We start from the raw sequence: 24,296 nt of genomic DNA on the forward strand, positions 1-24,296 counted from the left end.
CCCGGTCGGCGGGGTGTCTTCGGGGTTTTCGGCTTTCGGCCGTCCGCCCTTTCGACATTCACTACGTTAGCTCATTCTCTCGGCGACTCATAATCGAGTCTCGCGGGTTCGAATTCGGGCACGCGGGCGCGCCAAAATCCACCCCGGCGAGGGGTTGTAGCTGAGTAGTGGGTTGGCCGCTCCGGCTGCAGGCGATTGCCGTACCCGGTTCAGCGGCTCGGGATACATTACGCACCTCGGCAGGGCGCGTCAACTTCGGCGCCGCCGCGGTACATGTGCCCGGTAGGGGCTCACCGTGGGGTCGCCCGCCACCCAGTAGCGCCACGGATGGATGTCGCCGTTCCCGCCTTCGCCGGCGACTCCGGTGCGCGGGCCGTTTCGTACCTGGTCAGCGGCTACCGGCGTACCGGTGAGCATCCGCAGCGGGGTCTCGCCGGTGGCGCACGCGTCCGTGCCGTCCAGGGCGCGGTCGACTTCCAGGGCCGTGGCCAGACGGGCCGGACCTTTGGCCAGTTCCTTGTCGTTCCGGGCCGAAACTCGTCGTTTGCGGGCCAGTTCGACGCCGTCGACGACCTCGCCGGCGCGGAGCAGGACGGCGCTCGCCCGGCCCTCGGGGCCGCAGACGAGGTTCATGCAGTGCCACATGCCGTAGGTGAAGTAGACGTACACGTGTCCGGGCGGACCGAACATCACCGTGTTGCGGGGAGTGGGGCCACGGTAGGCGTGTGAGCCGGGGTCGTTCGGGCCGTCGTACGCCTCGACCTCCGTGAGGCGGACGGCGATCGGGCCGTCGGGTGTCGTACGGACCAGGATCCGGCCGAGGAGGTCCGGTGCCACCTCCAGGACCGGGCGGTCGAAGAACCCTCTGGGCAGGGGCGTACGGTCCGGGGGCGCGATCATGTCCTCCGAGGGTAATGCAGACGGGAGACCGCGCCGGCGGAACCGGTCGGGGGCGGATCGCGTTTGTAGGGGTCGAGGGTCCTTCGTAAAGGGAGAGTCAATGGCGTTCAAGAAGCTGCTCGCGAGCCTCGGGGCCGGTGGGGCGTCGGTGGAGACGGTGCTGACCGAGGTCAATGTCGTGCCGGGCGGTGTCGTCCAGGGTGAGGTGCGGATCCAGGGCGGGTCCGTGAACCAGGACATCGAGGGGCTGTCGGTCGGCCTGCAGGCCAAGGTCGAGGTGGAGAGCGGCGACGAGGAGTACAAGCAGAACATCGAGTTCACCAAGGTGCGGCTCGGTGGTGCCTTCGAGCTGCAGGCGGGTGCTGTGCACGCGGTGCCGTTCGGTCTGGAGATCCCCTGGGAGACGCCGGTCACGATGATCGACGGGCAGGCGCTGCGCGGGATGCACATCGGGGTGACGACCGAGCTGGCGATCGCGCGGGCGGTGGACTCCGGTGACCTCGACCCGATCAACGTGCATCCGCTGCCGGCGCAGAAGGCGATCCTGGACGCCTTCATCCAGCTTGGCTTCCGGTTCAAGAACGCGGACATGGAGCGCGGCCACATCCGGGGGACGCGGCAGCGGCTGCCGTTCTACCAGGAGATCGAGTTCCACCCGCCGTCGCAGTACCGGGGCCTGAACCAGGTCGAGCTGAGCTTCGTGGCCGACGAGCACGCGATGGACGTCGTGCTGGAGATGGACAAGAAGCCGGGCCTGTTCAGCGAGGGTTCGGACACCTACCGGTCCTTCCAGGTGGGGCTGAACGACTGGATGGGGACCGACTGGGCGGCTTATCTGAACCAGTGGCTGTCCGAGGTCGGCAGCAAGCGCAACTGGTTCTAGGCTCGGTAGCTGCTGGTTCCAGATCATCGATCAGGAGGTACCGAGGTGACCGAGCTCAAGCGGCGGCCGCTCCCCCACGACTTCCATCCGCCGGTGCCGTCGTTCACGGTGACGAGCGACGATGTCGAGGAGGGTGCGACGCTGAAGAGCGCCCAGGTCCATGCGGAGGGCAACACCTCGCCGCACCTGCGGTGGGAGGGCTTCCCGCCGGAGACCAAGAGCTTCGCCGTGACCTGCTACGACCCCGATGCGCCGACCGGCAGCGGGTTCTGGCACTGGGTCCTGTTCGACATCCCGGCCTCCGTGACGGAGTTGCCGGCGGGTGCGGGCAGCGGCAAGTTCGAGGGCCTGCCCGAGGGCGCGGTGCATGTGCGCAACGACTACGGGACGAAGGACTTCGGTGGCGCCGCGCCGCCGCCCGGGGACGGGCCGCACCGGTACGTCTTCACGGTGTACGCGGTCGACCAGGAGAAGCTCGGTCCGGACTCCGACGTCTCACCCGCCGTCGTCGGCTTCAACCTGCGGTTCCACGCGATCGCGCGTGCCCAGCTCATCGGTGAGTACGAGAACCCGGCGCAGGGCTGACCGCATAGTACGGATTCAGCCGAGCGTTCATTGAACGTTTGCCCGCCTCCGGTCTTGGAAGTGATCGGAGGCGGGCATTTTTTATTGCGTTGTCCATCTCGGCGCGCCCGTCCAGAGTTGATCCAAGCCCGCCGGGGGGTGGGCAGGTGCACACGGGAGGTGGGCTGGATGCGGGACACGCTGGTGCTGAACGCGAGCTTCGAGCCGCTGTCGACGGTGACGCTGAATCGAGCCGTCGTCCTGGTGCTGCAGGACAAGGCCGTCGTCGAGCAGGCCCATCCCGAACTGCGTATGCGCGGAGCGGATGTGGACATACCCGCGCCCCGGGTGATCAGGCTGTGCAGGTACGTACGGGTGCCGTTCCGAAGACAGGCTCCGTGGTCGAGGCGGGGTGTGCTGGTCCGGGACCGGCACCGCTGCGCGTACTGCGGGCGCAGGGCGACGACCGTGGACCATGTGCTGCCGCGGGCGCAGGGAGGGCAGGACACGTGGCTGAACACGGTCGCCGCGTGTGCGGAGGACAATCACCGGAAGGCCAACCGGACTCCTGAGGAGGCGGGAATGGCTTTGCTGCGGGAGCCTTTCGAGCCGACTCCAGCCGATGCGATGCTCCTGGCTCTGGGCGCCGAGGAGTTCGAGGCTCTGCCTGAGTGGCTGGCCCGGGATGCTGCCTAGTTCCCCGCGCCCCTGACGGGGCGCGGGTACGACCCGGCGTCGGAAGAGATCCTCAGTCGATGCTCGGCTTCTCGCGGCGTTCGGTGGCCGGCCCGTTGTTCTGTGCGGGCACGTTGGCTCCGCCGTTGCCCTGACCGCCGCCGCCCAGGGGGCCGAAGTTGCCCATGGCGCCGGAGAGGCCCTTGAGGGCGTCGCCGATTTCGCTGGGGACGATCCAGAGCTTGTTGGCGTCGCCCTCGGCGATCTTTGGGAGCATCTGCAGGTACTGGTACGACAGGAGCTTCTGGTCGGGGTCGCCGGCGTGGATGGCCTCGAAGACCGTACGGACCGCCTGGGCCTCGCCCTCGGCGCGCAGGGCGGCCGCCTTGGCCTCACCTTCGGCGCGCAGGATCTGCGACTGCTTCTCGCCCTCGGCGGTGAGGATGGCGGCCTGGCGCGTGCCTTCGGCGGTGAGGATCGCGGCGCGCTTGTCACGGTCGGCGCGCATCTGCTTCTCCATCGAGTCCTGGATGGAGGTGGGCGGTTCGATGGCCTTCAGTTCGACACGGTTGACGCGGATGCCCCATTTGCCCGTGGCCTCGTCGAGGACGCCGCGCAGGGCGGCGTTGATCTCCTCGCGGGAGGTCAGGGTGCGTTCGAGGTCCATGCCGCCGATGATGTTGCGCAGCGTGGTGACCGTCAGCTGCTCGATGGCCTGGATGTAGCTGGCGACCTCGTAGGTGGCCGCGCGGGCGTCGGTCACCTGGTAGTAGATGACCGTGTCGATGTTGACGACCAGGTTGTCCTGGGTGATCACCGGCTGCGGCGGGAAGGGGACGACCTGTTCGCGCAGGTCGATGCGGTTGCGGATGGTGTCGATGAACGGGACCACGATGTTCAGGCCCGCGTTCAGTGTGCGTGTGTAGCGGCCGAAGCGCTCGACGATGGCGGCGCTGGCCTGTGGGATGACCTGGATGGTCTTGATCAGGGCGATGAAGACCAACACCACCAGAATGACCAGGACGATGATGACCGGTTCCATCGTGTTCCCCGTACCCCTCTCGGCGCCTTCGGCAGATCTCGTGGTTGCAGAAGATCTTGCTGGTCGAGTCTGACAGACCATCGCCCAACTCGTGGGCATGATGCCTCAGATGACGATGGCGGTGGCCCCTTCGATGTCGACGACGTCCACTTCCTGGCCCACTTCGTAGGTGCGGTCGGTGTCGAGGGCGCGGGCCGACCAGATCTCTCCGCCGAGCTTGATGCGGCCGCCGCCGGAGCCGTCGACACGCTCGAGGACGACCGCCTGCCTTCCCTTCAAGGCGTCGACGCCGGTGGCGAGTTGCGGGAGCTGTCTGCCGTGCCGGGCCGCGATGGGGCGGACGACGGCGATGAGCGCGACGGAGACGACGACGAACACGAGGACCTGGATCACGGCGCCCAGGCCGAGGCCCGCGACGACGGCGGCCGCGATGGCTCCCACCGCGAGCATGCCGAACTCCGGCATGGCGGTGACCACGAGCGGGATTCCGAGCGCCGCCGCGCCGACGAGCCACCACACCCATGCGTCGATGTCGTTCACACGGTCATGGTAGGGCCGGGGCCGGGCGGCGGACAGGGCGCGAAAGGGAGCGGGCCGGGTTCGGGAGGGACTTGGGAGGGCGCTGGGCGAGGGGTCAGGACAGGGGCAGGCCCTGTGCCGTCCAGCGCTCACCGACCTGCTCCACGACGAGCGGGAGGCCGAAGCAGAGGGAGAGGTTGCGGGAGGTGAGTTCGAGCTCGATGGGTCCGGCGGCGAGGACCTTGCCCTGGCGGATCATCAGGACGTGGGTGAAGCCGGGGGCGATCTCCTCGACGTGGTGGGTGACCATGATCATCGAGGGGGCGATGGGGTCGCGGGCGAGCCGGCCGAGGCGGCGGACCAGGTCCTCGCGGCCGCCGAGGTCGAGGCCGGCGGCGGGCTCGTCCAGCAGGAGCAGCTCGGGGTCGGTCATCAGGGCGCGGGCGATGAGGGTGCGCTTGCGCTCGCCCTCGGACAGGGTGCCGAAGCGGCGGTCGAGGTAGTCGCTCATGCCGAGGCGGTCGAGGAAGGCGCGGGCGCGCTGCTCGTCGACCTCGTCGTACTCCTCCTGCCAGTGGGCGGTCATGCCGTAGGCGGCCGTCAGGACCGTCTCCAGGACGGTCTGGCGCTTGGGGAGCTTCTCGGCCATAGCGATGCCGGCCACGCCGATGCGCGGGCGCAGCTCGAAGACGTCGACCTTGCCGAGGGTGTCGCCGAGGATGGTGGCGGTGCCCTTGCTGGGGAAGAGGTAGCTGGAGGCGACGTTCAGGAGGGTGGTCTTGCCGGCACCGTTGGGTCCGAGGATGACCCAGCGCTCGCCCTCCTTCACCGACCAGGAGACCTGGTCCACCAGAGCCCGGCCCTCGCGGACCACGGATACGTCCTGAAGCTCCAGAACATCGCTCATGAGCGCGTTGTCTCCCCTTGCAGTGTGGCCGGTCTCGGCTGTCGCGTACGCCTGTGGCTCGGTCCGCCGCGCCTGTGGGCGCAGCCCTTATGAAATCTACGCCACGAGTGCCCCGCACCATTCCATCGGTCCGGTCCTTAGGGTGGGGGCATGCTCTCGGAACCGCGTTCAGGACGCCTTGCCGCTTGGGGAAATGCCCTTTTGGTCGGACTTGTCTCCCCGGATGACGCCGCGCTCGCCATCGTGGGCGAGGACGCCGTGCACCGGGTGGAGGGGCTGCCCGGGGAGTCCGCGCCGGTCGGGCTCACGCTCGCGCTGGGGCGGCTGCGGATGCTGGGGGCGACCGGGCTGCGGGTCGCGCTGCCGGCGCCGGGGCATCCGCTGGGGCTGAGCGGTCCGCCCGCGTTCAATGCGCGGGCGCTGGAGGCCGAGGAGGCGGTGGTCTGCCACGGCGCCGCGTTCGGGCTGGTGCCTCAGGTGTACGAGGCCGGGCCGGCGGGCGACGTGCATGCCGAGGTGGTCTGGCAGGTGCTGCCGGTGCGGGAGGCGCCGCCCGCCGATGTGCCGTCGCTGGGCGAGGCCGAGCGGGAGCTGGCGGAGGCGCTGCGCGAGGCGACCGAGGTGCTGTCGAAGCTGGACGTCGCCGGGTCGGGTCCGGTGGCGGAGGCGGCGATCGACGCGTACCGGGCGCGGGCCGAGCGGGGCCGGGAGGTGCTGGCGCCGGGTTATCCGCCGCGGGCGGTGCGGGTGCTGGAGCTGGCGCAGCGGGTCGCGCTGCTGGTGTCGCTGGCGTACGGCAACGGGCACGGGGGTGCGGTCAGCTCCTCGGAGATGGCCGCACGGGCGGAGGCCCTGCGGCCCGTCGAGCGGACGGCGCGGCGGGCGCAGGTGGCGGCGTACAACTCCATCGTGGAGGAGCGGGAGCGGGGAGCGCGGTAAGCCGAGGGGGCCGGGTGCCGGTGCGGGCGTACCTGGGGACTGCCGCCCCGGACCCCCTCGTCGGGGTGGCGGCCCTTGTTCTCGAGCGCCGGACGGGCCGGCGGTCGTACGACAACATGACAGGCCTCCCGGTGGGCACCGGGAGGCCTGTGGTCGTCGTCGGCCGGACCTCAGCCGTTGAGGCCGCTGTTGCCGAAGGCCGGGTTCAGCACGCCGACCACGCTCACGCTGTTGCCGACCGCGTTCACCGGGATGTGCACAGGGGCCTGGATGACGTTGCCCGAGATGACGCCCGGGGAGCCCTGGGCGTCGCCGCAGGCGTGGGCGCCCTCCGTGGCGGAGGCCATCCCCGCACCGGCCGCCACCAGGCCGCCGGCCACCATCGTCACGGCCGCGACCTTCTTCAGGTTCTTCACTTTCCAACCCCTCCTAGACGTTCACCGCGGCGGTTCGCCGCAGCACGCACTGGAGAACGGTGGAGATCGCCGGAGGATGCGCCGTCCGGGTGACATTCCCACGACGGTATGAATCTCAGCCTGGGTTGTTGCCGTGGGTGAGGCCTTGGGGAGGGCGTTTCAGCCGGTCACGCCATGGCGTACGGCCCAGAGCGCGGCCTGGGTGCGGTCGGCGAGGTCGAGTTTCATCAGGATGTTGGAGACATGCGTCTTGACGGTCTTCTCGGACAGCACGAGGGCGCGGGCGATCTCGCGGTTGGAGCGGCCGTCCGCGATCAGGCCGAGCACCTCGCGCTCCCGGTCGGTGAGCGAACCGCCTCTGCTGTGGCCGGAGTTGGCCTCCTCCTGGGAGAGCAGGGCGCCGGCGACCTCGGGCTGGAGCAGGATGTGGCCGGCGTGCACGGAGCGGATGGCTCCGGCGAGGGCGTCGGGGTCCACGTCCTTGTAGACGTATCCGGCGGCGCCCGCGCGCAGGGCCGGTACGACCGTGCGCTGCTCGGTGAAGCTGGTGACGATGAGCACGCGCGCGGGGTTGTCGAGTTCGCGCAGCCGGCGCAGGGCCTCGACGCCGTCCATGCCCGGCATCTTGACGTCCATCAGGACGACGTCCGGGCGCAGTTCCTCGGCGCGGGCCACTCCCTCGGCGCCGTCGGCGGCCTCGCCGACCACCTCGATGTCCTCCTGTACCTCCAGGAAGGTGCGCAGGCCCCGGCGGACGACCTGGTGGTCGTCGACGAGCAGCACCCTGATCGCGTCAGCCACCGGGGACCTCCATCTCGATCGTGGTGCCCTTGCCGGCCACCGACTCCACGGTCAGCGTGCCGCCGACCCCGCTCGCGCGGTCTCGCATCGAGACCAGGCCCAGATGCCGTCCGGCGCGGCGGACCGCCTTCGGGTCGAAGCCGCTGCCGTCGTCGGTGACGCGCAGCACGGCTCCGCAGCCGCGCCGCCCCACGCTCACCTCGACGTGTTCGGCGCCGGAGTGGCGCAGTGCGTTGTGCAGGGCTTCCTGGGCGACCCTGAGCAGGGCCTCCTCCTGGGCGGCGGGCAGGGCGCGGAAGCCGTTGCCGGTGAAGGTCACGCGCGCGGTGTGGGCGCGGTCGAGTACCTGGATCTGGGTGCGCAGGGTGGCGATCAGGCCGTCCTCGTCCAGGGCGGCGGGGCGCAACTCCACGACGGCGGCGCGCAGTTCGTCGGCGGCCTCGGCGGCGAGCGCGGCGACCTGGTGGAGTTCGCCCTTGGCGCGGGCGGGGTCGCGGTCGACGAGCGCCGCCGCGGCCTGGGCGGTCAGGCGCAGGGAGAAGAGCTTCTGGCTGACCGCGTCGTGCAGTTCGTGGGCGAGGCGGGAGCGTTCCTCGGCGATGGTCAGTTCGCGGCTGCGTTCGTAGAGCCGGGCGTTGGTGAGGGCGATGGCGGCGTGCTGGGCGAGGATGGCGAGCAGTTCCTCGTCCTCCTCGGTGAAGCCGCAGCTCCCGTCCCGCCTGGGGCAGTTCTTGTTCGCCAGGAACAGGGCGCCGATGACCTCGTCGCCGTCGCGAATGGGCAGGCCGAGGAAGTCGGCCAGATCCGGGTGTGCGGCCGGCCAGCCCTCGAAGCGGGGGTCCTTGCGCACGTCGGCGAGGCGCTCGGGGCGGGCCTCGCGCAGCATCGAGGCGAGGATGCCGTGCTGGCGGGGCAGCGGGCCGATGGCCTTCCACTGGGCGTCGCTGACGCCGTCGACGACGAACTGGGCGAAGCCGCCGTGATCGTCGGGGACACCGAGGGCGGCGTACTGCGCGTCGAGCAGTTCGCGGGCGGAGGCGACGATCGTCTTGAGGACGTCGCGCACCTCCAGATGCCTGCTCATGGCCAGCAGCGCGGAACTGACCGCTGCCAGGCCGGACCGGGGGCGGTGACTCATGTCCTCACGGTACCGGCGGGGTGTGACAAGCGGATCGGACCTGTGGCGGCGGGGCCCGGTCCGCTGGTCCTAGGGCGGCCGGTGTAGGTCCCGCGGCCCCGGACGTGCGGTGTACGCCGAAGGGCCCCTGCGCATTGGGGCCCGCGTCCGAGGCGGCCGGGACGGCGCCGTTCCTACGGTGTGGTCACCGCCCGACGCAGGCGGGAGGCGACGAGGGGACGGTAGTCATGCCGGTGGCGATCATCACGGGGGCCTCGAAGGGCCTGGGGCGGGCACTCGCAGAGGCACTCGCCGCGCGGGGCTGGGATCTGGTGCTGGATGCCCGGGGCGCCGAGGCCCTCAAGGAGGCCGCGGAGAGCGTCGCGGGGCACGGCACGCGCGTGGCGGCGCCCGCCGGGGATGTGACGGATGCCGGGCACCGGGCGGAGCTGGTGGCGGCCGCACGCCGGCTGGGCGGGCTCGACCTGCTGGTCGGCAATGCGAGCGCGCTGGGCGCCGAGCCGCTGGTGCGGCTGGCCGAGCTGCCCCTGGAGGGACTGCGGCGGGCGCTGGAGGTGAATGTGGTGGCCGCGCTCGGCCTGGTCCATGAGGCGCTGCCGCTGCTGCGGGAGTCGCCGGCCGGCACGGTGGTCGCGGTCAGCTCGGACGCGGCGGCCGAGGCGTACGCGACCTGGGGCGGCTACGGCGCCTCGAAGGCGGCCCTGGACCAGCTGGTGGCGGTCCTGGGCGTGGAGGAGCCCGGCCTGCGGGTGTGGGCGGTGGATCCCGGGGACATGGCGACTGACCTGTACGCGGCGGCCGTACCGGGCGACGACGACCATCGTCCGGCGCCGGAGACGGTCGTACCGGCGTTTCTGCGGCTGCTGGACGAACGGCCGGCCAGTGGGCGGTACGCGGCGCAGGCGCTGCTGGAGGCGCGGTGAGGACGGTCGTGCGCGTGCCGGAGGGGCTGTCCGCGCGCTTGCCCGCCGAGCAACGCGGTCCGGGGCTGGACCGGGACGCCGTACGGCTGCTGGTCTCGCGCGGTACGCAGGTGACGCATCACGCGTTCCCGGAGCTGGGGCTGCTGCTGCGGGCCGGGGACCTGCTGGTGGTGAACACCTCGCCCACGCTGGCCGCCGCGGTGGACGGACGCAGCGGCCACGCGCGCGTGGTGGTGCATTTCTCCACGCGCGGGGACGACGGCCGGTGGGCGGTCGAGCTGCGGGAACCGGACGGGCGGGGCACCACGCGCGCGCGTACGGGCACACATGCGGGTACGGAGGTGCTGCTGCCGGGGAGGGGGCGGCTGGTGCTGGAGGAGCCGCTGAGCCCGCGCGGGGAGCGGCTGTGGTGGGCCCGGGCGGACGGGGACGTCCCCGGGACGCTGCGCGCGCACGGGCGGCCCATCCGCTACTCCTATACCGAGCGCGACCAGCCGCTGTCGGCGTACCAGACGGTGTTCGCGCTGCCGTCGCCGGACGGGGCGGGCAGTGCGGAGATGCCGAGCGCGGCGCGCCCCTTCACCCCGGGCCTGGTGGCGGAGCTGGTGAGCCGGGGGGTGCAGTTCGCGCCGATCACACTGCACACGGGGGTGGCGTCGGCGGAGGCGCACGAGCCGCCGTATCCCGAGCGGTTCTCGGTTCCGGCGGCGTCGGCGCGGCTGATCAACACGGTGAAGGCGGGCGACCGAAGGGTGATCGCGGTCGGTACGACGGCCGTGCGGGCCGTGGAGTCGGCGGCCGGGCCGGACGGGGTGGTGCGGGCGGCCGAGGGGTGGACGGACCTGGTGGTGACGCCCGAGCGCGGGGTGCGGGTGGTGGACGGGCTGCTGACCGGGCTGCACGAGCCGGAGGCCTCGCATCTGCTGATGCTGCGGGCGGTGGCGGGACGGGCCGCGGTCGACCGTGCCTACGAGGAGGCGCTGAGGGGGCTCTACCTGTGGCACGAGTTCGGCGACGTGCATCTCATCCTCCCGGCGGAGAACCCTCACGCAGAGCGTTGCGACGGCAACTCCTGGTGAAACTGTTACGCGTCCGATGTGAGCCCGCGCATAGGGCCCACATCACGTACGACCGGGCATAGGAGATAAAGCATCCCGGCATGAACGGGAATAACGGTCTAGTCTGTCCGGTTTTGCCCTTCCCCGATCCACTAGGGAGGATCGTAGGTCACACCTTTGCCTGGGCATTTTGCGCCAGCTAAGAATTGCTCCGTCGCTCAGCGCCGTGGGTCACCGGCCCGCGGCGTTCGTGTGGGAGGAGCCGATTCCCCCGGCGGACGCAGGAGCGACCTCCGCGCTATCGAAGAGGTCCATCAGCCATGCCCAAGAACATCCTCAACCGTGCTCATAGTGCCCTGACCAAGCAGCACAAGATCGCCATCGCCGGCGTCGCCGCTCTCGGCACCGCCGCCATCGCCCTCTCGGCCGTTCCCAGCAACGCCGACACCGTCACCACCGGCTCCCCTGCCACGGCCGCCCAGGTCGCCGGCAGCACGACGCTGAAGAACGTCAAGGGCACGGTCACCGACCAGCTCGCCCCTCAGACGGTCAAGCTCGACACGCTCGCCGCGAAGAAGAAGGCCGCCGACGCGGCCGCCGCCGCCAAGCAGCGTGCCGAGGCCGCGAAGAAGAAGGCCGCCGCCGCAGCCGCCGCGAAGAAGGCCGCGCAGGACCGCGCCGCCAAGGAGGCCGCGAGCCGCTCCACCCAGCGGATCGACATGCAGCCGGTCGCCGCGAAGACGTACGCGAACAACCTGGACGGCTGGATCCGGCAGGCGCTGGACATCATGCACTCCAAGGGCATCCCGGGCAGCTACAACGGTCTGTACCGCAACATCATCCGGGAGTCCTCGGGCAACCCGATGGCCATCAACAACTGGGACATCAACGCCGCCAACGGCATCCCGTCCAAGGGCCTGCTGCAGGTGATCCAGCCCACCTTCAACGCCTACCACGTGTCCGGCACGTCGTGGAACATCTACGACCCGGTCGCCAACATCACCGCCGCCGCCAACTACGCGGCCCACCGGTACGGCTCGATGGACAACGTCAACAGCGCGTACTGAGGCCTGGCGCGGACCTCAGCGACGTGGACGCCGAAGGGCGGCACCCCCTCACGGGGTGCCGCCCTTCGCGTCGTACCGGCGCGGTTACTTGCGCATGACCTCCGGCTCGTGGCGGCGCAGGAAGCGGGCCACGACGAAGCCGCAGAGCACGCCCAGACCGAGCAGCACGCCCATGTCGGTGAACCACTGGCTGAGCTTGTGGTCCCACAGCGGGTCCGGGTTGGTGGGATCCCAGGGCAGCAGCACGTTCAGCTGGGCCGTGGCGCCCGCCGCCGACACCGCCCAGCGGGCGGGCATCAGCCAGGCGACCTGCTCGACGCCGACCTTGCCGTGCAGCTGGAAGAGGCAGCCGGTGAAGACGACCTGGACGATCGCGAACATCACCAGCAGCGGCATGGTCTTCTCGGCGGTCTTCACCAGCGAGGAGATGATCAGACCGATCATCATCGAGGTGAAACCGAGCGCCATGATCGGCAGGGTGAGCTCGAGGACCGGCGAGTTCTTCAGCAGCAGGCCCTCCTGCGGCACCTTGTCGCCGCGGAAGAGCAGGCCGATCGCGCCGATGATGCCGCCCTGCAGCATCGTGATCAGGCCGAGCACGATCACCTTGGACATCAGGTACGCCGAGCGGGACAGGCCGGTGGCCCGCTCCCGTTCGTAGATGACCCGTTCCTTGATCAGCTCACGCACCGAGTTCGCGGCTCCGGCGAAGCAGGCGCCCACGGCGAGGATGAGCAGGATCGTGCTGCCGTCCCGGTTGGTGAAGTGGGTCCTCGCGGGGCCGAGACCCAGACCGAACTCGGCGGGGATCAGCGTGCTCACCACGCCGAGCACGGCCGGCAGCAGGAACATCAGGGCGATGAAACCGCGGTCGGAGGCGATCACCGAGGAATAGCGACGGACCAGGGTGACCAGCTGCGAACCCCAGCTCTGCGGCTTGGGCGGCTTGATCGGCTGCATCGGATGCATCGGTACGGACTGCGGCGCAACGGCGTCGATGTCCGCGGCGTACATCTGGTAGTGCTGCGAGCCCTTCCAGCGGCCCGCCCAGTCGTAGTCGCGGTAGTTCTCGAAGGCGGAGAAGACGTCGGCCCAACTGTCGTAGCCGAAGAAGTTCAGCGCCTCCTCCGGCGGGCCGAAGTACGCGACCGCGCCGCCCGGCGCCATCACCAGCAGCTTGTCGCACAGCGCCAGCTCGGCCACCGAGTGGGTGACCACGAGGACCGTACGGCCGTCGTCGGCGAGGCCGCGCAGCAGCTGCATGACGTCGCGGTCCATGCCCGGGTCGAGGCCCGAGGTCGGCTCGTCCAGGAAGATCAGCGACGGCTTGGTGAGCAGCTCAAGGGCCACCGAGACACGCTTGCGCTGGCCGCCGGACAAGGACGTGACCTTCTTGTCCTTGTGGATGTCGAGCTTGAGCTCCCGCAGCACCTCGTCGATGCGGGCATCGCGCTCCTGCGCCGTGGTGTCGGCCGGGAAGCGGAGCTTGGCCGCGTACTTCAGGGCCTTCTTGACGGTCAGCTCCTTGTGCAGGATGTCGTCCTGCGGGACCAGACCGATGCGCTGGCGCAGTTCGGCGAACTGCTTGTACAGGTTCCGGTTGTCGTACAGGACCTCGCCCTGGTTGGCGGGCCGGTAGCCGGTGAGCGCCTTGAGCAGGGTCGACTTGCCGGAGCCTGACGGGCCGATGACCGCTATCAGGGACTTCTCCGGGACACCGAAGGAGACGTCCTTCAGGATCTGCTTGCCGCCGTCGACCGTGACGGTCAGATGGCGCGCGGAGAAGGAGACCTCACCGGTGTCGACGAACTCCTCGAGCCGGTCGCCGACGATCCGGAACGTGGAGTGGCCGACGCCGACGATGTCGGCCGGGCCCAGCTGGACCGAGCCGCCCTTGGGGATCGGCTGGCCGTTGACGTAGGTGCCGTTGTGCGAGCCGAGGTCGCGGATCTCCAGCCGGCCGTCGGGCGTGGCGTGGAACTCGGCGTGGTTCCGGGAGACCTGGAGGTCGGAGACGACCAGGTCGTTCTCCAGCGCACGGCCGATCCGCATCACCCGGCCGACGGCGAACTGGTGGAACGTGGTCGGGCTGCGGTCGCCGTAGACCGGCGGCGCCCCCGCGCCACCGCCGGGTGTGTTCTGCGCGTACTGATCCGCGGGCCCCGCCTGCTGCTGCGGGAACGCGGGCGCCTGCTGCTGCCAGCCCTGCTGCGGCTGCTGTGCGGGCGCCTGGTGCGGTACGGCCTGCTGCTGGGCCGGTGCCTGCGGGGCCGGAGCCTGCTGGGCCTGCGGCTGTGCGGCCTGTTGGGAGGCGGGTGCCTGCTGGGCCCAGCCCGGCGTCCCGGCGCCCTGCGCGGCGTACGGCGCCGGCTGCTGCCGGCCCACCGCGGCGCCCGACAGGTTCAGCCGCGGACCGTCGGTCGCGTTGCCGAGGTGCAGCGACGCGCCCGGCCCGATCTCCACCTGCTGGATCCGCCGGCCCTGCACGAACGTGCCGTTGGTGCTGCCATGGTCCTCGATGACCCAACTGCGGCCGTTGAAGCTGACCGTGGCGTGCCGCCAGGACACCCTGGCGTCGTCGAAGACGATGTCACCCTGCGGATCGCGGCCGAGGGTGTAGGGCCTGGACGGGTCCAACGTCCAGGTCCGTCCGTTTGATTCCAGTACGAGTTCCGGCACTCCATGCCCCACTGAGTTGTCCCCCGAATTACCCCCATCACAGGGAGTCTAGGGATGTCGAACATCGGGGGGAACTATTTCAGGCTCCGCCCGCTGACCGAAACCCGGGCCTTGTCAACGGGCGCCCGCGCACGCTTCAACTCGCCCCGTTGACGGGGTTGAAACCGGGCCGGAGAGTGGTAATCCCGGCGAGGGGGACAAGCGCGGCTCCGGTGCCGCGCCGCGGATCGGGGGGGTCTGCCATGAGGTCTGCCACGAACGCCGAGACCACGCCGCGCGCCGCCACGGTGCCCTGGAAGGACGTCCTGCTGTCCGCGATCGCCGCGGTGAGCTGGGCGTTGATCGCGATGGCGGGCACGGCCGCGCTCGGCCTGCACCTCCTGCGAGCGGACACGGCGGGTTCACTGGGCCCCATGACGGCGGCCGTTGTGGCCCTCGCGGCAGGTGGTTCGGTCACGCCGTCGGGCGATGTGTCCGCCTTCGGACTGAAAGGCGCCGAGGCCCACACCGCCATCGAGATCACGCCACTCGGGGTGAGCCTGGCCGGCGCCCTGCTGCTGTCGTGGCTCTTCCTACGGTCCCTGCGCACGGCCGGAGTTGTCGTCGCACCCGCCGAACTCCTCGCCCGCGCGGGCACCGTGGTCGCGCTCTTCGTCGCCATGCTGGGCGGTCTCGCCTGGGCCGGTCACGACATCGTCACGATCGACGGCGGCTCGCTCGGACTGGACAGGCTGCCGGGCGCGGGCGGCAAGGGAGGCGGCGGGCTGAGCATCCCCGGCCTCGGTGACGTGGGCGGACTGCTGCCGGACCGGATCGGCGGCCTCGTCCACGCCAAGGCCTCGGTCGGCTTCACCGTGGACACGGCGGCCACACTGGTCGGCGGCGTCCTGTGGTGTGCCGGGGTCCTGCTGATCGCCCTGCTCGCCTCCCGCCGCGCTCCCCTGCCACCCGGCTGGTCCGTCGTGCACCGGGCGGTACGGCCGGCGGTCTCGGCGCTGGTCGCCGTGCTGCTTCTGGCCGTGGCGGCGGGGCTCGCGGCGGCGGCGTACGCGGCGATCGGCGACGACCATCCCGGGCGGATCGCCGGCGCGGCCCTGCTCGGCACGCCGAACGGGGTCTGGCTCGGCCTCCCCCTCGGTCTCTTCGTGCCCTGGGACGGCCACGCCACCGGCGTCCTCGGCAGGTTCCTCCCCCACCCGCTGGACCAGCTCCTCGGGGCGCACACCGACCGGCCCGTGACGCTGGGCCGGCTGGCCGAGCTGGACGGCCGGGTGTGGCTGCTGGCCGTCGCCGCGGCACTGGCGATGCTGCTGGCCGGTGTCCTCACGGCGGTCCGCACACCGGTGGGACGGCCGGCCGACAGCGCCGGGGGGCGGCAGGCCGACAGCGCCCTGGCTTTCGCCGCCCGGTGCGGCCTGCGCCTCGGCGTCGCCACCGCGCTCGGCCTGCCGCTGCTCGCCTGGCTGACGGGCGTGTCGGTCGCCTCGTCCCTGTCCGTGCTCGGCTTCGACGCCTTCGGCGCCGGCCTCGAACTGCACGGCCGCCTCGGCACGGCACTGCTGCTCGGTGCGGGGTGGGGCGCGGGCGCCGGAGCGATCGGGGCGCTGACGGCCTGGGCGACCGGGGCGGCGGGGGCCCGGGCGGCGTGGGCGGCTCGGGGGGCGCCGGGGAAGGCGGCGGTCGGGGGTGACGGTGGGAGGCCGGTGTACGGCGGTGCGGGCGGGGGTGAGGCCGAGGGCTTGAGGTACGGGGGTGCGGTCGGGTCCGCTCCGTACGGTGGCCCCGGCGACGGCGGCGACGGTCGTCCCGGGCTCCGCGACGGGGTCGGGCCGTACGCGCCGGGTACGCCGTACCGGCCGCCGAACCCGGACACCAATCCCTATCTGCGGGTGCCGGAGGACCTCCAGGTGCCGCAGGACCTGCGCGAGGAGCCGCCGGGTGCCGGACCGACGGCCACCGGGGACGACGTGTACGGCGCCCCGACGATCGCCCGGCCGCTCGACGCCGCTCCCCCACCACCCCGGCGCCGTCCCACGGCGCGGCGGGGCGACCGCTCGCAGGGGTCGGACGGCACCGAATGGCCGCCGCCACCCCCTCCGCCGCCGCCCCCGGCACCGCCGGGGAAGCCGAAGCGCCGCGGGTGAGTCGGCCGAGCGTGTGCACGGGTGCGTCGGCCGGGGCGTGCACGGGTGAGTCGGCCGGGGCGTGCAAAGGGCGCATGTCCTGCCAGCCACGGCATCTCGTGGCACAGTCGTGGTGGGGCCGGGGGCCGCCGTGTGGGGGCGGGCGGTGTCTCCCGGTGGCAAGATCCCTGACACCGGCGCGACATCCATTGTTCCGTGTCCGTCAGTCGGACCTCGACGGCGGACGGCACTGGGTGCCGGATACGGTGGTGACACCATGAGCGCTTCGCAGACCTCCGCTGAACAGACCCCCGAGGCTCCCACCCTCCTCGTCAAGATCTTCGGCAAGGACCGGCCGGGCATCACGGCGGGCCTCTTCGACACCCTCGCCGCCTACGTCGTCGACGTGGTCGACATCGAGCAGGTCGTCACCCGGGGCCGCCTGGTGCTGTGCGCGCTGGTCACCCAGCCGCCGGCCGGTCTGGAGGGCGACCTGAGGGCCACCGTGCACAGCTGGGCCGAGTCGATGAAGATGCAGGCGGAGATCATCTCGGGGCACGGCGACAACCGGCCGCGCGGGCTCGGCCGTTCGCTGGTGACCGTCCTCGGCCATCCGCTGACCGCCGAGTCGACGGCCGCCATCGCCGACCGGATCGCGAAGGCCGGCGGCAACATCGACCGTATCTTCCGGCTGGCCAAGTACCCGGTGACGGCAGTGGAGTTCGCGGTCTCCGGCGTGGAGACGGAGCCGCTGCGCACGGCCCTGGTCACGGACGCGGCGGCACTGGGTGTCGACGTCGCGGTCGTCGCGGCGGGCCTGCACCGGCGCGCCCAGCGCCTGGTGGTCATGGACGTGGACTCCACGCTGATCCAGGACGAGGTCATCGAGCTGTTCGCGGCGCACGCCGGCTGCGAGGACAAGGTCGCCGAGGTGACGGCGGCGGCGATGCGCGGGGAGCTGGACTTCGAGCAGTCGCTGCACGCGCGCGTGGCGCTGCTGAAGGGGCTGGACGCCGCCGTGGTGGAGAAGGTGCGCAAAGAGGTCCGGCTGACGCCGGGCGCCCGCACCCTGATCCGCACGCTGAAGCGGCTCGGCTACCAGGTGGGGGTCGTCTCCGGTGGCTTCACCCAGGTCACGGACGATCTGAAGGAACGGTTGGGCCTGGACTTCGCGCAGGCCAACACGCTGGAGATCGTCGACGGCAAGCTCACCGGCCGGGTCACCGGCGAGATCGTGGACCGCGCGGGCAAGGCGCGGCTGCTGCGCCGGTTCGCCGCGGAGGCCGGGGTACCCCTGTCGCAGACGGTGGCGATCGGCGACGGCGCGAACGACCTGGACATGCTGAACGCGGCCGGGCTCGGCGTCGCCTTCAACGCCAAGCCGGTGGTCCGCGAGGCGGCGCACACGGCGGTGAACTTCCCCTTCCTCGACACGGTCCTGTATCTGCTGGGCGTCACCCGCGAAGAGGTCGAGGCCGCCGACACGCACGACGAGGGCTGAAGCGGCCCGGATGCGGCAGGGGCCCGGCACCATCAGGTGCCGGGCCCCTGCCGCAGGGGTGGGGTCACTCGGCGGGTGCCCAGTAGTCCTTGAGAGTGGCCACGCCCGGCTCGAGGCTCTTCCAGGGGCCGTCGAAGGACAGCAGCGCGAAACCGGCGGCCGGGAAACCGCGGCGGTTCATCCGGTCGCGGGCGTCGCCCTCGGCGGTGCCGGACAGGATGTCGGCCAGACCGTGGACGCCCGGGTTGTGGCCGATGAGGATCACGTGCCGCACATCGTCCGGGGTCTCGTTCAGCACGGCGATCAGTTCGCCGGGCGAGGCCTCGTAGACCCGCTCCTCGTAGATGGTCCTCGGCCGGTGCGCCAGTTCGTGGACGGCGAGCTTCCAGGTCTCGCGGGTCCGGATGGCGGTGGAGCACAGGGCGAGGTCGAAGGTGATGCCGGTGTCGGCCAGCTTGCGTCCGGCGACCGCGGCGTCCATGCGGCCCCGCTCGGCGAGCGGGCGTTCGTGGTCGGACACCTGGGGCCAGTCGGCTTTCGCATGCCGGAGGAGGACGAGACTGCGAGGTTCTGCGGCGCTCATGGGACCCAGCTTCGCATGAAACAGACCATGCGGCGCAGGGAGTTGACATGCGGATTCACCGCGTACGGGGCGCCTGGTCAGCGCGCGAGGAGCTGCTGGGCGCGCTCGAAGAGGTGCGTGATCGCCGGGTCGCCGCTCGCCGCGTGGGCGTCCGACGGGTTCAGTATCAGCGCCAGCAGTGCGATGAAGGCGAGCGCGGGGAGGGCGAGGGCCCACCAGGGCAGCCGGATGTCGACGCCGCCCGTGGTCGCCGGGTGGGTCCGGGGGTGGGTGCGGGCCGGCATGATCGCCTCCGTGGGTCTTCGAGGGGGTCCGTGACCGTGTCGTGCGGTCACATCTCGAAGTTACGGAAACCGGGGCCGCCAACCCATCCGGACTTCCACCCAGTTCACCCTGACCCTTTCCCCCTAGGGGATGGTGGAGCTAACCCCACCATCCGCCGGGAGAGGCGGGCCGGGACGCGGCCGTCAGGGGGACGCGAGGGTCGCGACGATGGCGATGATCACGAAGATGGCGAAGAACGAGCCGAAGACGATCAGCATCTTCTTCTGGCCGTTCTGCGGGTTCGGGTCGAGCACAGGCTGCATGCGCCCAGTCTCGCACCCTCCGCTCCCCAGAGGGCGGCCGGGGCCAGGTGTCGTCCTGCCCGGACCTGCCCGGACCGCCGGACGGGTCAGCCATCGCACAGTCGCCCGGGAGCCGGCCCGCCTGCGACGGACGACGACGTCGCTGTCTCCGCCCCGCGCCCCGGCGCGTGCCGGCCCCTCTCAGGCCGGTCTCGCCGAAGGCCGACGGAACCCCGTCCGCACCGGCCTGCCACCGGCCGTGGAGGTCGGCGCGTCGCACGCTGCCAGGTGCCCTCGGCGCAGATCGGCGCGACGCCCTCCGGGCCGGACCGTCCGCAGATCAACGCCTCACCGCCTCGCGCCCCGTCTTCGTGCCCACCCGCCCTGGCGCGTCGCCGCCGCCCTGCCGTCCTTGCGAGCCACCGCGTCGCCACCCGCCGAGCCCATCCGCGCGACTCGGTCCAGCGCCACCCACCGAGCCCGTCCACACGCGACACCCCGTCACCGCAGCCCGAGCCCGTCCCTCGCGCGAGTCAATCCATCGCCGCCGTCCTCCCCGTCCCTGCCAGGCACCGCCTCGCCGAGCCCATCCGCCGTCCGATTCAGGCCCGCCCCGCCACCCGAGCCCGTCCACACGCGACACTCCCTCGCCGCAGCCCGAACCCGTCCCTCACGCGAGTCAATCCAACGCCGCCGCCCGAGACCGCCGGGCGAGTCAGTGTGCGGTCGCCTCTTCCTCCACCGTGCGGTCGCGGCCCGCCAGGAAGCCCACTGCCATCTGCGGCAGCATCAGGACGGCCATGAGGGCGATCGGCAGGCCCCAGCCGCCGCTCTGCTGGTAGAGCACGCCGACCAGCAGCGGGCCGGGGATGGAGATCAGATAGCCGGTGCTCTGCGCGAACGCGGACAGCTGGGCCACGCCCGGCCCGCTCCGGGCACGCATGCCGACCATCGTCAGGGCCAGCGGGAAGGCGCAGTTGGAGACGCCGAGCAGCGTCGCCCAGGCCCAGGCGCCGGCGGCCGGAGCGAAGTACAGGCCGGCGTATCCGGCGAGCCCGCACACACCCAGGACCAGCACGATCGGTCCCTGATGGGGCAGCCGGGTGGCGACCCGGGGGATGACGAAGGCCAGCGGCACCCCCATCACCATGGTGACGGCAAGCAGCACCCCCGCGGTCCCGGCCGGGACGCCGGCGTCGCGGAAGATCTGCGGCATCCAGCCCATGGTGATGTAGGCGGCGGTGGCCTGGAGGCCGAAGAAGACGGCGAGCGCCCAGGCGGTGCGGCTGCGGGTGATGCGCAGCGGCACGTGCTGTGCCGCCGCCCCAGCCTGCCGTGCCCCCACCTGCCGTGCCCCCGCCTGCCGTGCCTCCGGGCGCCGTACCTCGCCGCCCTGTGCCTCCGCGCGCTCCTGCCGCCCCGCCCGCGCGGGCGCGGTGTCGCTGCCGCGGTCCCGGAGGAGCGGCAGCCAGGGCAGGATGGCGGTGCCCGCGAGGGCGGCCCACACGGCGAGGCCGGACCGCCAGTTGCCGCCGAGGGCGTCGGTCAACGGCACGGTCACCGCGGCGGCGAGGGAGGTGCCGAGGGCGAGGGCCATCGAGTACAGGCCGGTCATGGAGCCGACCCGGTCGGGGAACCAGCGCTTGACGATGACCGGCATGAGCACGTTGCTGAGGGCGATGCCCATCAGGGCGAGCGCGCTGGCGGCCAGGAACCCGGCCGTGTTGCCGACGAACGGCCGTATCAGCAGGCCGGCAGTGATGGCGGCCATGCCGGCGCACACCACGGCGGCCGGGCCGAAGCGGCGGGCCAGCCGGGGTGCGGTGACGCCGAAGACGGCGAAGCACAGCGGGGGCACGGAGGTGAGCAGGCCGGCCACGCTGCCGCTCATGCCGAGCCCGTCGCGGACCTCCTCCAGGAGCGCGCCGAGGCTCGTGATGGCCGGGCGGAGGTTCAGCGCGGACAGGACGATGCCCAGGACGACCAGACGGGTCGCCCACGCGCGCGTGCGGGCGGCGCCGGGGGTCGTCCCGGGCCTGCTCGTCGGGGCGGCCGTACCGCGTTCGGTCGGTGACATCGCCGTACGGGTGTCCACTGTCCGGGTTTCCTCACGTGCCATGAGACCCATCATAGAATCATGGGATGATTGGTTGTCCATTCGGTTCTCCGGTCCCGGGGCGTCCCCGCCCGGGCCTCGCGTGCGAAGGTGTGCCATGCCCTTGAGCCACCCGCGCCGTTCGGCGCTGTCCGAGCAGGTCATCGCCGAACTGCGCAACCAGATCACCTCGGGCGAGTGGCCGGTCGGCTCGCGCATCCCGACGGAGCCGGAGCTCGTCGAGCAGCTCGGCGTCGCCCGCAACACCGTCCGCGAGGCCGTCCGCGCACTCGCCCACAACGGGCTGCTGGACATCCGGCAGGGCTCCGGCACCTACGTGGTGGCGACGAGTGAGCTGGCCGGCGTGATGCACCGCCGGTTCGCCGACGCCGATCCCCGGCACATCGCCGAGCTGCGCGCCGCGCTGGAGTCGGCCGCGGCGAAGCTGGCCGCCGAGCGGCGCACCGAGAGGGACCTCAAGCAGCTGGACGCGCTGCTGGACCGGCGCGAGGCGGCCTGGGAGGCGGGCGAGGCGGAGGCCTTCGTGACCGCCGACGCCACCTTCCACCTGGCCGTCGTGGCCGCCTCGCACAACGACGTGATCACCGCGGTGTACGCCGATCTGGGCGAGGTGCTGCGGGACTGGCTGCGCGCGGACGTGGGCGCGGAACTGACTCCGGAGACGTACATGGACCACACGCGCCTGCTGGACGCGATCCGCGTCGGGGACGCGGAGGCGGCGGCCGCCGAGGCCGCGAGCTATCCCTTCCTGTGCCGCCCGGGCCGGTTCGGCGCCCCTTCCGCCGACTGACCCAGCCGGTTCAGTGCTCGTTCTGGTGACTGATCCACACCGAGCGGACCTCCTTCCAGCACCGCCCGGTGAGCCGTACGGTCATGGCGGGTCCGGTGTCCACCGGGGCGCTGTCGGTGTCGATGTCCCACCAGCGGGCGCACTCGATGTGCAGACGCACGCGATCGGTGTCGACATAGGGATTGTGGCAGTAGGCCACCACATGGGAGCCGTGGACGGTCGTACGGCAGGAGGCCCCGAAGAGGCTCGGCGCGGGGGGCTTTGCGTCGTCCACGCGCGCGTAGGGCATCGCGTCGTACGGCAGGGACAGCACGAGGGCCACGGCCACGGTCACCGGGGCCAGGCTTCGGGACAGGCGCACAAGGGGACCTCCTCGGCCGGGCTGGGGAGGAACGCGTGAGGTGAACGCTCAGTCCAGGGTGCGCCGCCGGGGCCGAGGGGCGCCCGACAGGTGGGCCGAACGGGTGACGCCCCGCTCCCCGCGCGCTGCGGGAAACGGGGCGTCGGGCACGAGGATCAGGCGCCGATCGCGTGCAGACCGCCGTCGACGTGGATGATCTCACCGGTGGTCTTCGGGAACCAGTCGCTCAGCAGGGCGACGATGCCGCGGCCGGCCGGCTCCGGGTCCTTCAGGTCCCACTCCAGCGGGGCACGGGTGTCCCACACGGAGGCCAGCTCGCCGAAGCCCGGGATGGACTTGGCGGCCATGGAGCCGATCGGGCCGGCGGAGATGAGGTTGCAGCGGATGTTCTGCTTGCCCAGGTCGCGGGCGATGTAGCGGCTGGTCGCCTCCAGGGCGGCCTTGGCCGGGCCCATCCAGTCGTACTGCGGCCAGGCGAACTGCGCGTCGAAGGTCAGGCCGACGACCGAACCGCCGTTCTGCATCAGCGGCAGGCAGGCCATGGTCAGGGACTTCAGGGAGTACGCCGAGACGTGCATGGCGGTGGCCACCGACTCGAACGGCGTGTTGAGGAAGTTGCCGCCGAGCGCGTCCTGCGGCGCGAAGCCGATGGAGTGCACGACACCGTCGAGGCCGCCCAGCTCCTCGCCGACGACGTCGGCCAGCCGGCCCATGTGCTCGTCGTTGGTGACGTCCAGCTCGATGACCTTGGTCGGCTTCGGCAGCTTCTTGGCGATGCGCTCGGTCAGCGTGGGCCGCGGGAACGCCGTCAGGATGATCTCCGCGCCCTGCTCCTGGGCCAGCTTGGCCGCGTGGAAGGCGATGGAGGACTCCATCAGCACGCCGGTGATCAGGACGCGCTTGCCCTCGAGGATTCCGCTCATGGTGATCAGTGACCCATTCCCAGTCCGCCGTCAACGGGGATGACGGCTCCAGTGATGTACGAGGCGTCGTCCGAGGCGAGGAACCGCACCGTCGCGGCGATCTCCTCCGGCTGCGCGTAACGGCCGAGCGGCACCTGCGAGACGATGTTGTGGCGCTGCTCGTCGGTGAGCACCTTGGTCATGTCGGTGTCGACGAAACCGGGCGCGACGACGTTGAAGGTGATGTTGCGCGAGCCCAGCTCACGGGCGAGGGAGCGCGCGAAGCCCACGAGGGCGGCCTTGGAGGCGGCGTAGTTCGCCTGGCCCGCCGAGCCGAGCAGGCCGACGACGGACGAGATCAGGATGACGCGGCCCTTCTTGGCGCGCAGCATGCCGCGGTTGGCGCGCTTGACGACGCGGAAGGTGCCGGTGAGGTTGGTGTCGATGACCGAGGTGAAGTCCTCCTCGGACATGCGCATCAGGAGCTGGTCCTTGGTGACACCGGCGTTGGCGATCAGTATCTCGACGGGACCGTGCTGGTCCTCGATCTCCTTGTAGGCCTGCTCCACCTGCTCCGGGTCGGTGATGTCGCACCTGACGGCCAGGAAACCGGCCGGCGGCTCACCCGAGCGGTACGTGATGGCGACCTTGTCGCCGGCGTCGGCGAACGCGCGGGCGATGGCGAGGCCGATGCCCCGGTTTCCTCCGGTGACGAGAACCGAGCGGCTCAACGGATCACCCTTTCGATAGCGGTCTGCAGATGTCGGACAACCCGCCCGAACACCTGGATGACAGGCGGCTTCACCGAAAACCTATCGGTACGGCCGGGCGCGTGGGCATTCG

At 71.5% G+C, this 24,296-nt stretch carries 25 protein-coding genes; 10 read left to right on the forward strand and 15 right to left on the reverse strand.

Annotated features, from left to right (window positions below):
* Positions 1–249: 249 nt before the first annotated feature.
* Positions 250–900 carry a DNA-3-methyladenine glycosylase gene (locus LMU33_RS30295; RefSeq protein WP_228623850.1) on the reverse strand — a complete coding sequence of 217 codons (651 nt, stop codon included), beginning with the start codon at positions 898–900 and terminating at the stop codon, positions 250–252.
* A gap of 100 nt (positions 901–1,000) precedes the next feature.
* Here LMU33_RS30295 and LMU33_RS30300 point away from each other — a divergent pair, with 100 nt between their 5' ends.
* The 3 genes from LMU33_RS30300 to LMU33_RS30310 all read left to right on the forward strand — a co-directional run bounded on the left by LMU33_RS30300 (position 1,001) and on the right by LMU33_RS30310 (position 3,043).
* Positions 1,001–1,783 carry a sporulation protein gene (locus LMU33_RS30300; RefSeq protein ID WP_228623852.1) on the forward strand — a complete coding sequence of 261 codons (783 nt, stop codon included), beginning with the start codon at positions 1,001–1,003 and terminating at the stop codon, positions 1,781–1,783.
* Positions 1,784–1,828: 45 nt separating this feature from the next.
* Complete coding sequence (locus LMU33_RS30305; protein WP_228623853.1) at positions 1,829–2,368, forward strand: YbhB/YbcL family Raf kinase inhibitor-like protein; 540 nt, start codon at positions 1,829–1,831, stop codon at positions 2,366–2,368.
* 168 nt (positions 2,369–2,536) lie between these two features.
* On the forward strand, positions 2,537–3,043 hold the full coding sequence (locus LMU33_RS30310) for an HNH endonuclease (RefSeq protein ID WP_228623854.1): 507 nt from the start codon (positions 2,537–2,539) through the stop codon (positions 3,041–3,043).
* Between the two features lie 52 nt (positions 3,044–3,095).
* Here LMU33_RS30310 and LMU33_RS30315 read toward each other — a convergent pair whose 3' ends face one another.
* The 3 genes from LMU33_RS30315 to LMU33_RS30325 form a co-directional block, all read right to left on the reverse strand.
* Positions 3,096–4,064 (reverse strand): SPFH domain-containing protein, encoded by a 969-nt coding sequence (locus LMU33_RS30315; protein ID WP_228623856.1) that lies wholly within the window; start codon positions 4,062–4,064, stop codon positions 3,096–3,098.
* 105 nt (positions 4,065–4,169) lie between these two features.
* Positions 4,170–4,604 carry an NfeD family protein gene (locus LMU33_RS30320; RefSeq protein WP_228623858.1) on the reverse strand — a complete coding sequence of 145 codons (435 nt, stop codon included), beginning with the start codon at positions 4,602–4,604 and terminating at the stop codon, positions 4,170–4,172.
* A 94-nt stretch (positions 4,605–4,698) separates the two neighbouring features.
* Positions 4,699–5,490, reverse strand: coding sequence for an ABC transporter ATP-binding protein (locus tag LMU33_RS30325; RefSeq protein WP_228623860.1), 792 nt, complete (start codon positions 5,488–5,490; stop codon positions 4,699–4,701).
* Between the two features lie 150 nt (positions 5,491–5,640).
* Between LMU33_RS30325 and LMU33_RS30330 the strand changes: the two genes are divergently transcribed.
* Positions 5,641–6,429, forward strand: coding sequence for an Rv1486c family protein (locus LMU33_RS30330; RefSeq protein ID WP_228623862.1), 789 nt, complete (start codon positions 5,641–5,643; stop codon positions 6,427–6,429).
* Between the two features lie 170 nt (positions 6,430–6,599).
* Here LMU33_RS30330 and LMU33_RS30335 read toward each other — a convergent pair whose 3' ends face one another.
* The 3 genes from LMU33_RS30335 to LMU33_RS30345 all read right to left on the reverse strand — a co-directional run bounded on the left by LMU33_RS30335 (position 6,600) and on the right by LMU33_RS30345 (position 8,784).
* Positions 6,600–6,845, reverse strand: a complete 246-nt coding sequence (locus LMU33_RS30335; protein ID WP_228623864.1) for a chaplin — start codon at positions 6,843–6,845, stop codon at positions 6,600–6,602.
* Between the two features lie 159 nt (positions 6,846–7,004).
* Complete coding sequence (locus LMU33_RS30340; protein ID WP_228623865.1) at positions 7,005–7,646, reverse strand: response regulator; 642 nt, start codon at positions 7,644–7,646, stop codon at positions 7,005–7,007.
* A complete protein-coding gene (locus tag LMU33_RS30345) occupies positions 7,639–8,784 on the reverse strand; it encodes a GAF domain-containing sensor histidine kinase (protein ID WP_228623867.1) in 1,146 nt (381 codons plus the stop codon). The genes LMU33_RS30340 and LMU33_RS30345 overlap by 8 nt, the downstream gene beginning before the upstream one ends.
* Before the next feature lie 227 nt (positions 8,785–9,011).
* On the opposite strand from LMU33_RS30345, the gene LMU33_RS30350 reads away from it, so the two are divergent.
* The 3 genes from LMU33_RS30350 to LMU33_RS30360 all read left to right on the forward strand — a co-directional run bounded on the left by LMU33_RS30350 (position 9,012) and on the right by LMU33_RS30360 (position 11,832).
* Complete coding sequence (locus tag LMU33_RS30350; RefSeq protein WP_228623868.1) at positions 9,012–9,707, forward strand: SDR family NAD(P)-dependent oxidoreductase; 696 nt, start codon at positions 9,012–9,014, stop codon at positions 9,705–9,707.
* Positions 9,704–10,786: an S-adenosylmethionine:tRNA ribosyltransferase-isomerase gene (locus tag LMU33_RS30355; RefSeq protein ID WP_228623869.1), complete on the forward strand. Its 1,083-nt coding sequence runs from the start codon at positions 9,704–9,706 to the stop codon at positions 10,784–10,786. The genes LMU33_RS30350 and LMU33_RS30355 overlap by 4 nt, the downstream gene beginning before the upstream one ends.
* Before the next feature lie 299 nt (positions 10,787–11,085).
* On the forward strand, positions 11,086–11,832 hold the full coding sequence (locus LMU33_RS30360; protein WP_228623871.1) for a transglycosylase SLT domain-containing protein: 747 nt from the start codon (positions 11,086–11,088) through the stop codon (positions 11,830–11,832).
* Positions 11,833–11,916: 84 nt separating this feature from the next.
* Here LMU33_RS30360 and LMU33_RS30365 read toward each other — a convergent pair whose 3' ends face one another.
* Entirely contained in the window at positions 11,917–14,511 is a 2,595-nt protein-coding gene (locus LMU33_RS30365; RefSeq protein ID WP_228623873.1) for an ABC transporter ATP-binding protein/permease, read from the reverse strand.
* Positions 14,512–14,753: 242 nt separating this feature from the next.
* Between LMU33_RS30365 and LMU33_RS30370 the strand changes: the two genes are divergently transcribed.
* Both LMU33_RS30370 and serB read left to right on the forward strand, forming a co-directional pair.
* Positions 14,754–16,655, forward strand: coding sequence for a streptophobe family protein (locus LMU33_RS30370; RefSeq protein ID WP_228623874.1), 1,902 nt, complete (start codon positions 14,754–14,756; stop codon positions 16,653–16,655).
* A 256-nt stretch (positions 16,656–16,911) separates the two neighbouring features.
* Positions 16,912–18,135, forward strand: a complete 1,224-nt coding sequence (serB, locus tag LMU33_RS30375; RefSeq protein ID WP_228623876.1) for a phosphoserine phosphatase SerB — start codon at positions 16,912–16,914, stop codon at positions 18,133–18,135.
* Positions 18,136–18,199: 64 nt separating this feature from the next.
* Here the strand turns inward: serB and LMU33_RS30380 are convergent, their stop codons facing one another.
* The 4 genes from LMU33_RS30380 to LMU33_RS30390 form a co-directional block, all read right to left on the reverse strand.
* Positions 18,200–18,718, reverse strand: a complete 519-nt coding sequence (locus tag LMU33_RS30380; RefSeq protein ID WP_228623879.1) for a SixA phosphatase family protein — start codon at positions 18,716–18,718, stop codon at positions 18,200–18,202.
* Between the two features lie 77 nt (positions 18,719–18,795).
* Positions 18,796–19,002: a hypothetical protein gene (locus LMU33_RS30385; RefSeq protein WP_228623880.1), complete on the reverse strand. Its 207-nt coding sequence runs from the start codon at positions 19,000–19,002 to the stop codon at positions 18,796–18,798.
* A 183-nt stretch (positions 19,003–19,185) separates the two neighbouring features.
* The gene (locus LMU33_RS41505) at positions 19,186–19,305 is read right to left on the reverse strand and encodes an SGM_5486 family transporter-associated protein (RefSeq protein ID WP_283844224.1); all 120 of its coding nucleotides are present in this window, start codon (positions 19,303–19,305) and stop codon (positions 19,186–19,188) included.
* Positions 19,306–19,999: 694 nt separating this feature from the next.
* Positions 20,000–21,415 (reverse strand): CynX/NimT family MFS transporter, encoded by a 1,416-nt coding sequence (locus LMU33_RS30390; protein ID WP_228623882.1) that lies wholly within the window; start codon positions 21,413–21,415, stop codon positions 20,000–20,002.
* A gap of 82 nt (positions 21,416–21,497) precedes the next feature.
* Between LMU33_RS30390 and LMU33_RS30395 the strand changes: the two genes are divergently transcribed.
* Positions 21,498–22,190, forward strand: a complete 693-nt coding sequence (locus LMU33_RS30395; RefSeq protein WP_228623884.1) for a FadR/GntR family transcriptional regulator — start codon at positions 21,498–21,500, stop codon at positions 22,188–22,190.
* A gap of 10 nt (positions 22,191–22,200) precedes the next feature.
* Here LMU33_RS30395 and LMU33_RS30400 read toward each other — a convergent pair whose 3' ends face one another.
* From LMU33_RS30400 to fabG, 3 genes are all read right to left on the reverse strand, one after another.
* A complete protein-coding gene (locus tag LMU33_RS30400; protein WP_228623885.1) occupies positions 22,201–22,551 on the reverse strand; it encodes a hypothetical protein in 351 nt (116 codons plus the stop codon).
* A gap of 155 nt (positions 22,552–22,706) precedes the next feature.
* Positions 22,707–23,474, reverse strand: a complete 768-nt coding sequence (gene fabI / locus LMU33_RS30405; RefSeq protein WP_228623887.1) for an enoyl-ACP reductase FabI — start codon at positions 23,472–23,474, stop codon at positions 22,707–22,709.
* A gap of 5 nt (positions 23,475–23,479) precedes the next feature.
* Positions 23,480–24,184: a 3-oxoacyl-[acyl-carrier-protein] reductase gene (gene fabG, locus LMU33_RS30410; protein ID WP_228623888.1), complete on the reverse strand. Its 705-nt coding sequence runs from the start codon at positions 24,182–24,184 to the stop codon at positions 23,480–23,482.
* Positions 24,185–24,296 lie beyond the last annotated feature (112 nt).

It is taken from the genome of Streptomyces barringtoniae, assembly GCF_020819595.1.
Taxonomy (GTDB): domain Bacteria; phylum Actinomycetota; class Actinomycetes; order Streptomycetales; family Streptomycetaceae; genus Streptomyces; species Streptomyces barringtoniae.

Coding starts and splice junctions, on each gene's coding strand:
- LMU33_RS30395 (WP_228623884.1), top strand. CDS start 21,498: ATGCCCTTGAGCCACCCGCGCCGTTCGGCGCTGTCCGAGCAGGTCATC.
- LMU33_RS30370 (WP_228623874.1), top strand. CDS start 14,754: ATGAGGTCTGCCACGAACGCCGAGACCACGCCGCGCGCCGCCACGGTG.
- LMU33_RS30295 (WP_228623850.1), bottom strand. CDS start 900: ATGATCGCGCCCCCGGACCGTACGCCCCTGCCCAGAGGGTTCTTCGAC.
- LMU33_RS30300 (WP_228623852.1), top strand. CDS start 1,001: ATGGCGTTCAAGAAGCTGCTCGCGAGCCTCGGGGCCGGTGGGGCGTCG.
- LMU33_RS30345 (WP_228623867.1), bottom strand. CDS start 8,784: ATGAGTCACCGCCCCCGGTCCGGCCTGGCAGCGGTCAGTTCCGCGCTG.
- LMU33_RS30315 (WP_228623856.1), bottom strand. CDS start 4,064: ATGGAACCGGTCATCATCGTCCTGGTCATTCTGGTGGTGTTGGTCTTC.
- LMU33_RS30360 (WP_228623871.1), top strand. CDS start 11,086: ATGCCCAAGAACATCCTCAACCGTGCTCATAGTGCCCTGACCAAGCAG.
- LMU33_RS30390 (WP_228623882.1), bottom strand. CDS start 21,415: ATGATGGGTCTCATGGCACGTGAGGAAACCCGGACAGTGGACACCCGT.
- LMU33_RS30330 (WP_228623862.1), top strand. CDS start 5,641: ATGCTCTCGGAACCGCGTTCAGGACGCCTTGCCGCTTGGGGAAATGCC.
- LMU33_RS30385 (WP_228623880.1), bottom strand. CDS start 19,002: ATGCCGGCCCGCACCCACCCCCGGACCCACCCGGCGACCACGGGCGGC.
- LMU33_RS30350 (WP_228623868.1), top strand. CDS start 9,012: ATGCCGGTGGCGATCATCACGGGGGCCTCGAAGGGCCTGGGGCGGGCA.
- LMU33_RS30325 (WP_228623860.1), bottom strand. CDS start 5,490: ATGAGCGATGTTCTGGAGCTTCAGGACGTATCCGTGGTCCGCGAGGGC.
- LMU33_RS41505 (WP_283844224.1), bottom strand. CDS start 19,305: ATGCAGCCTGTGCTCGACCCGAACCCGCAGAACGGCCAGAAGAAGATG.
- LMU33_RS30380 (WP_228623879.1), bottom strand. CDS start 18,718: ATGAGCGCCGCAGAACCTCGCAGTCTCGTCCTCCTCCGGCATGCGAAA.
- fabI (WP_228623887.1), bottom strand. CDS start 23,474: ATGAGCGGAATCCTCGAGGGCAAGCGCGTCCTGATCACCGGCGTGCTG.
- LMU33_RS30310 (WP_228623854.1), top strand. CDS start 2,537: ATGCGGGACACGCTGGTGCTGAACGCGAGCTTCGAGCCGCTGTCGACG.
- serB (WP_228623876.1), top strand. CDS start 16,912: ATGAGCGCTTCGCAGACCTCCGCTGAACAGACCCCCGAGGCTCCCACC.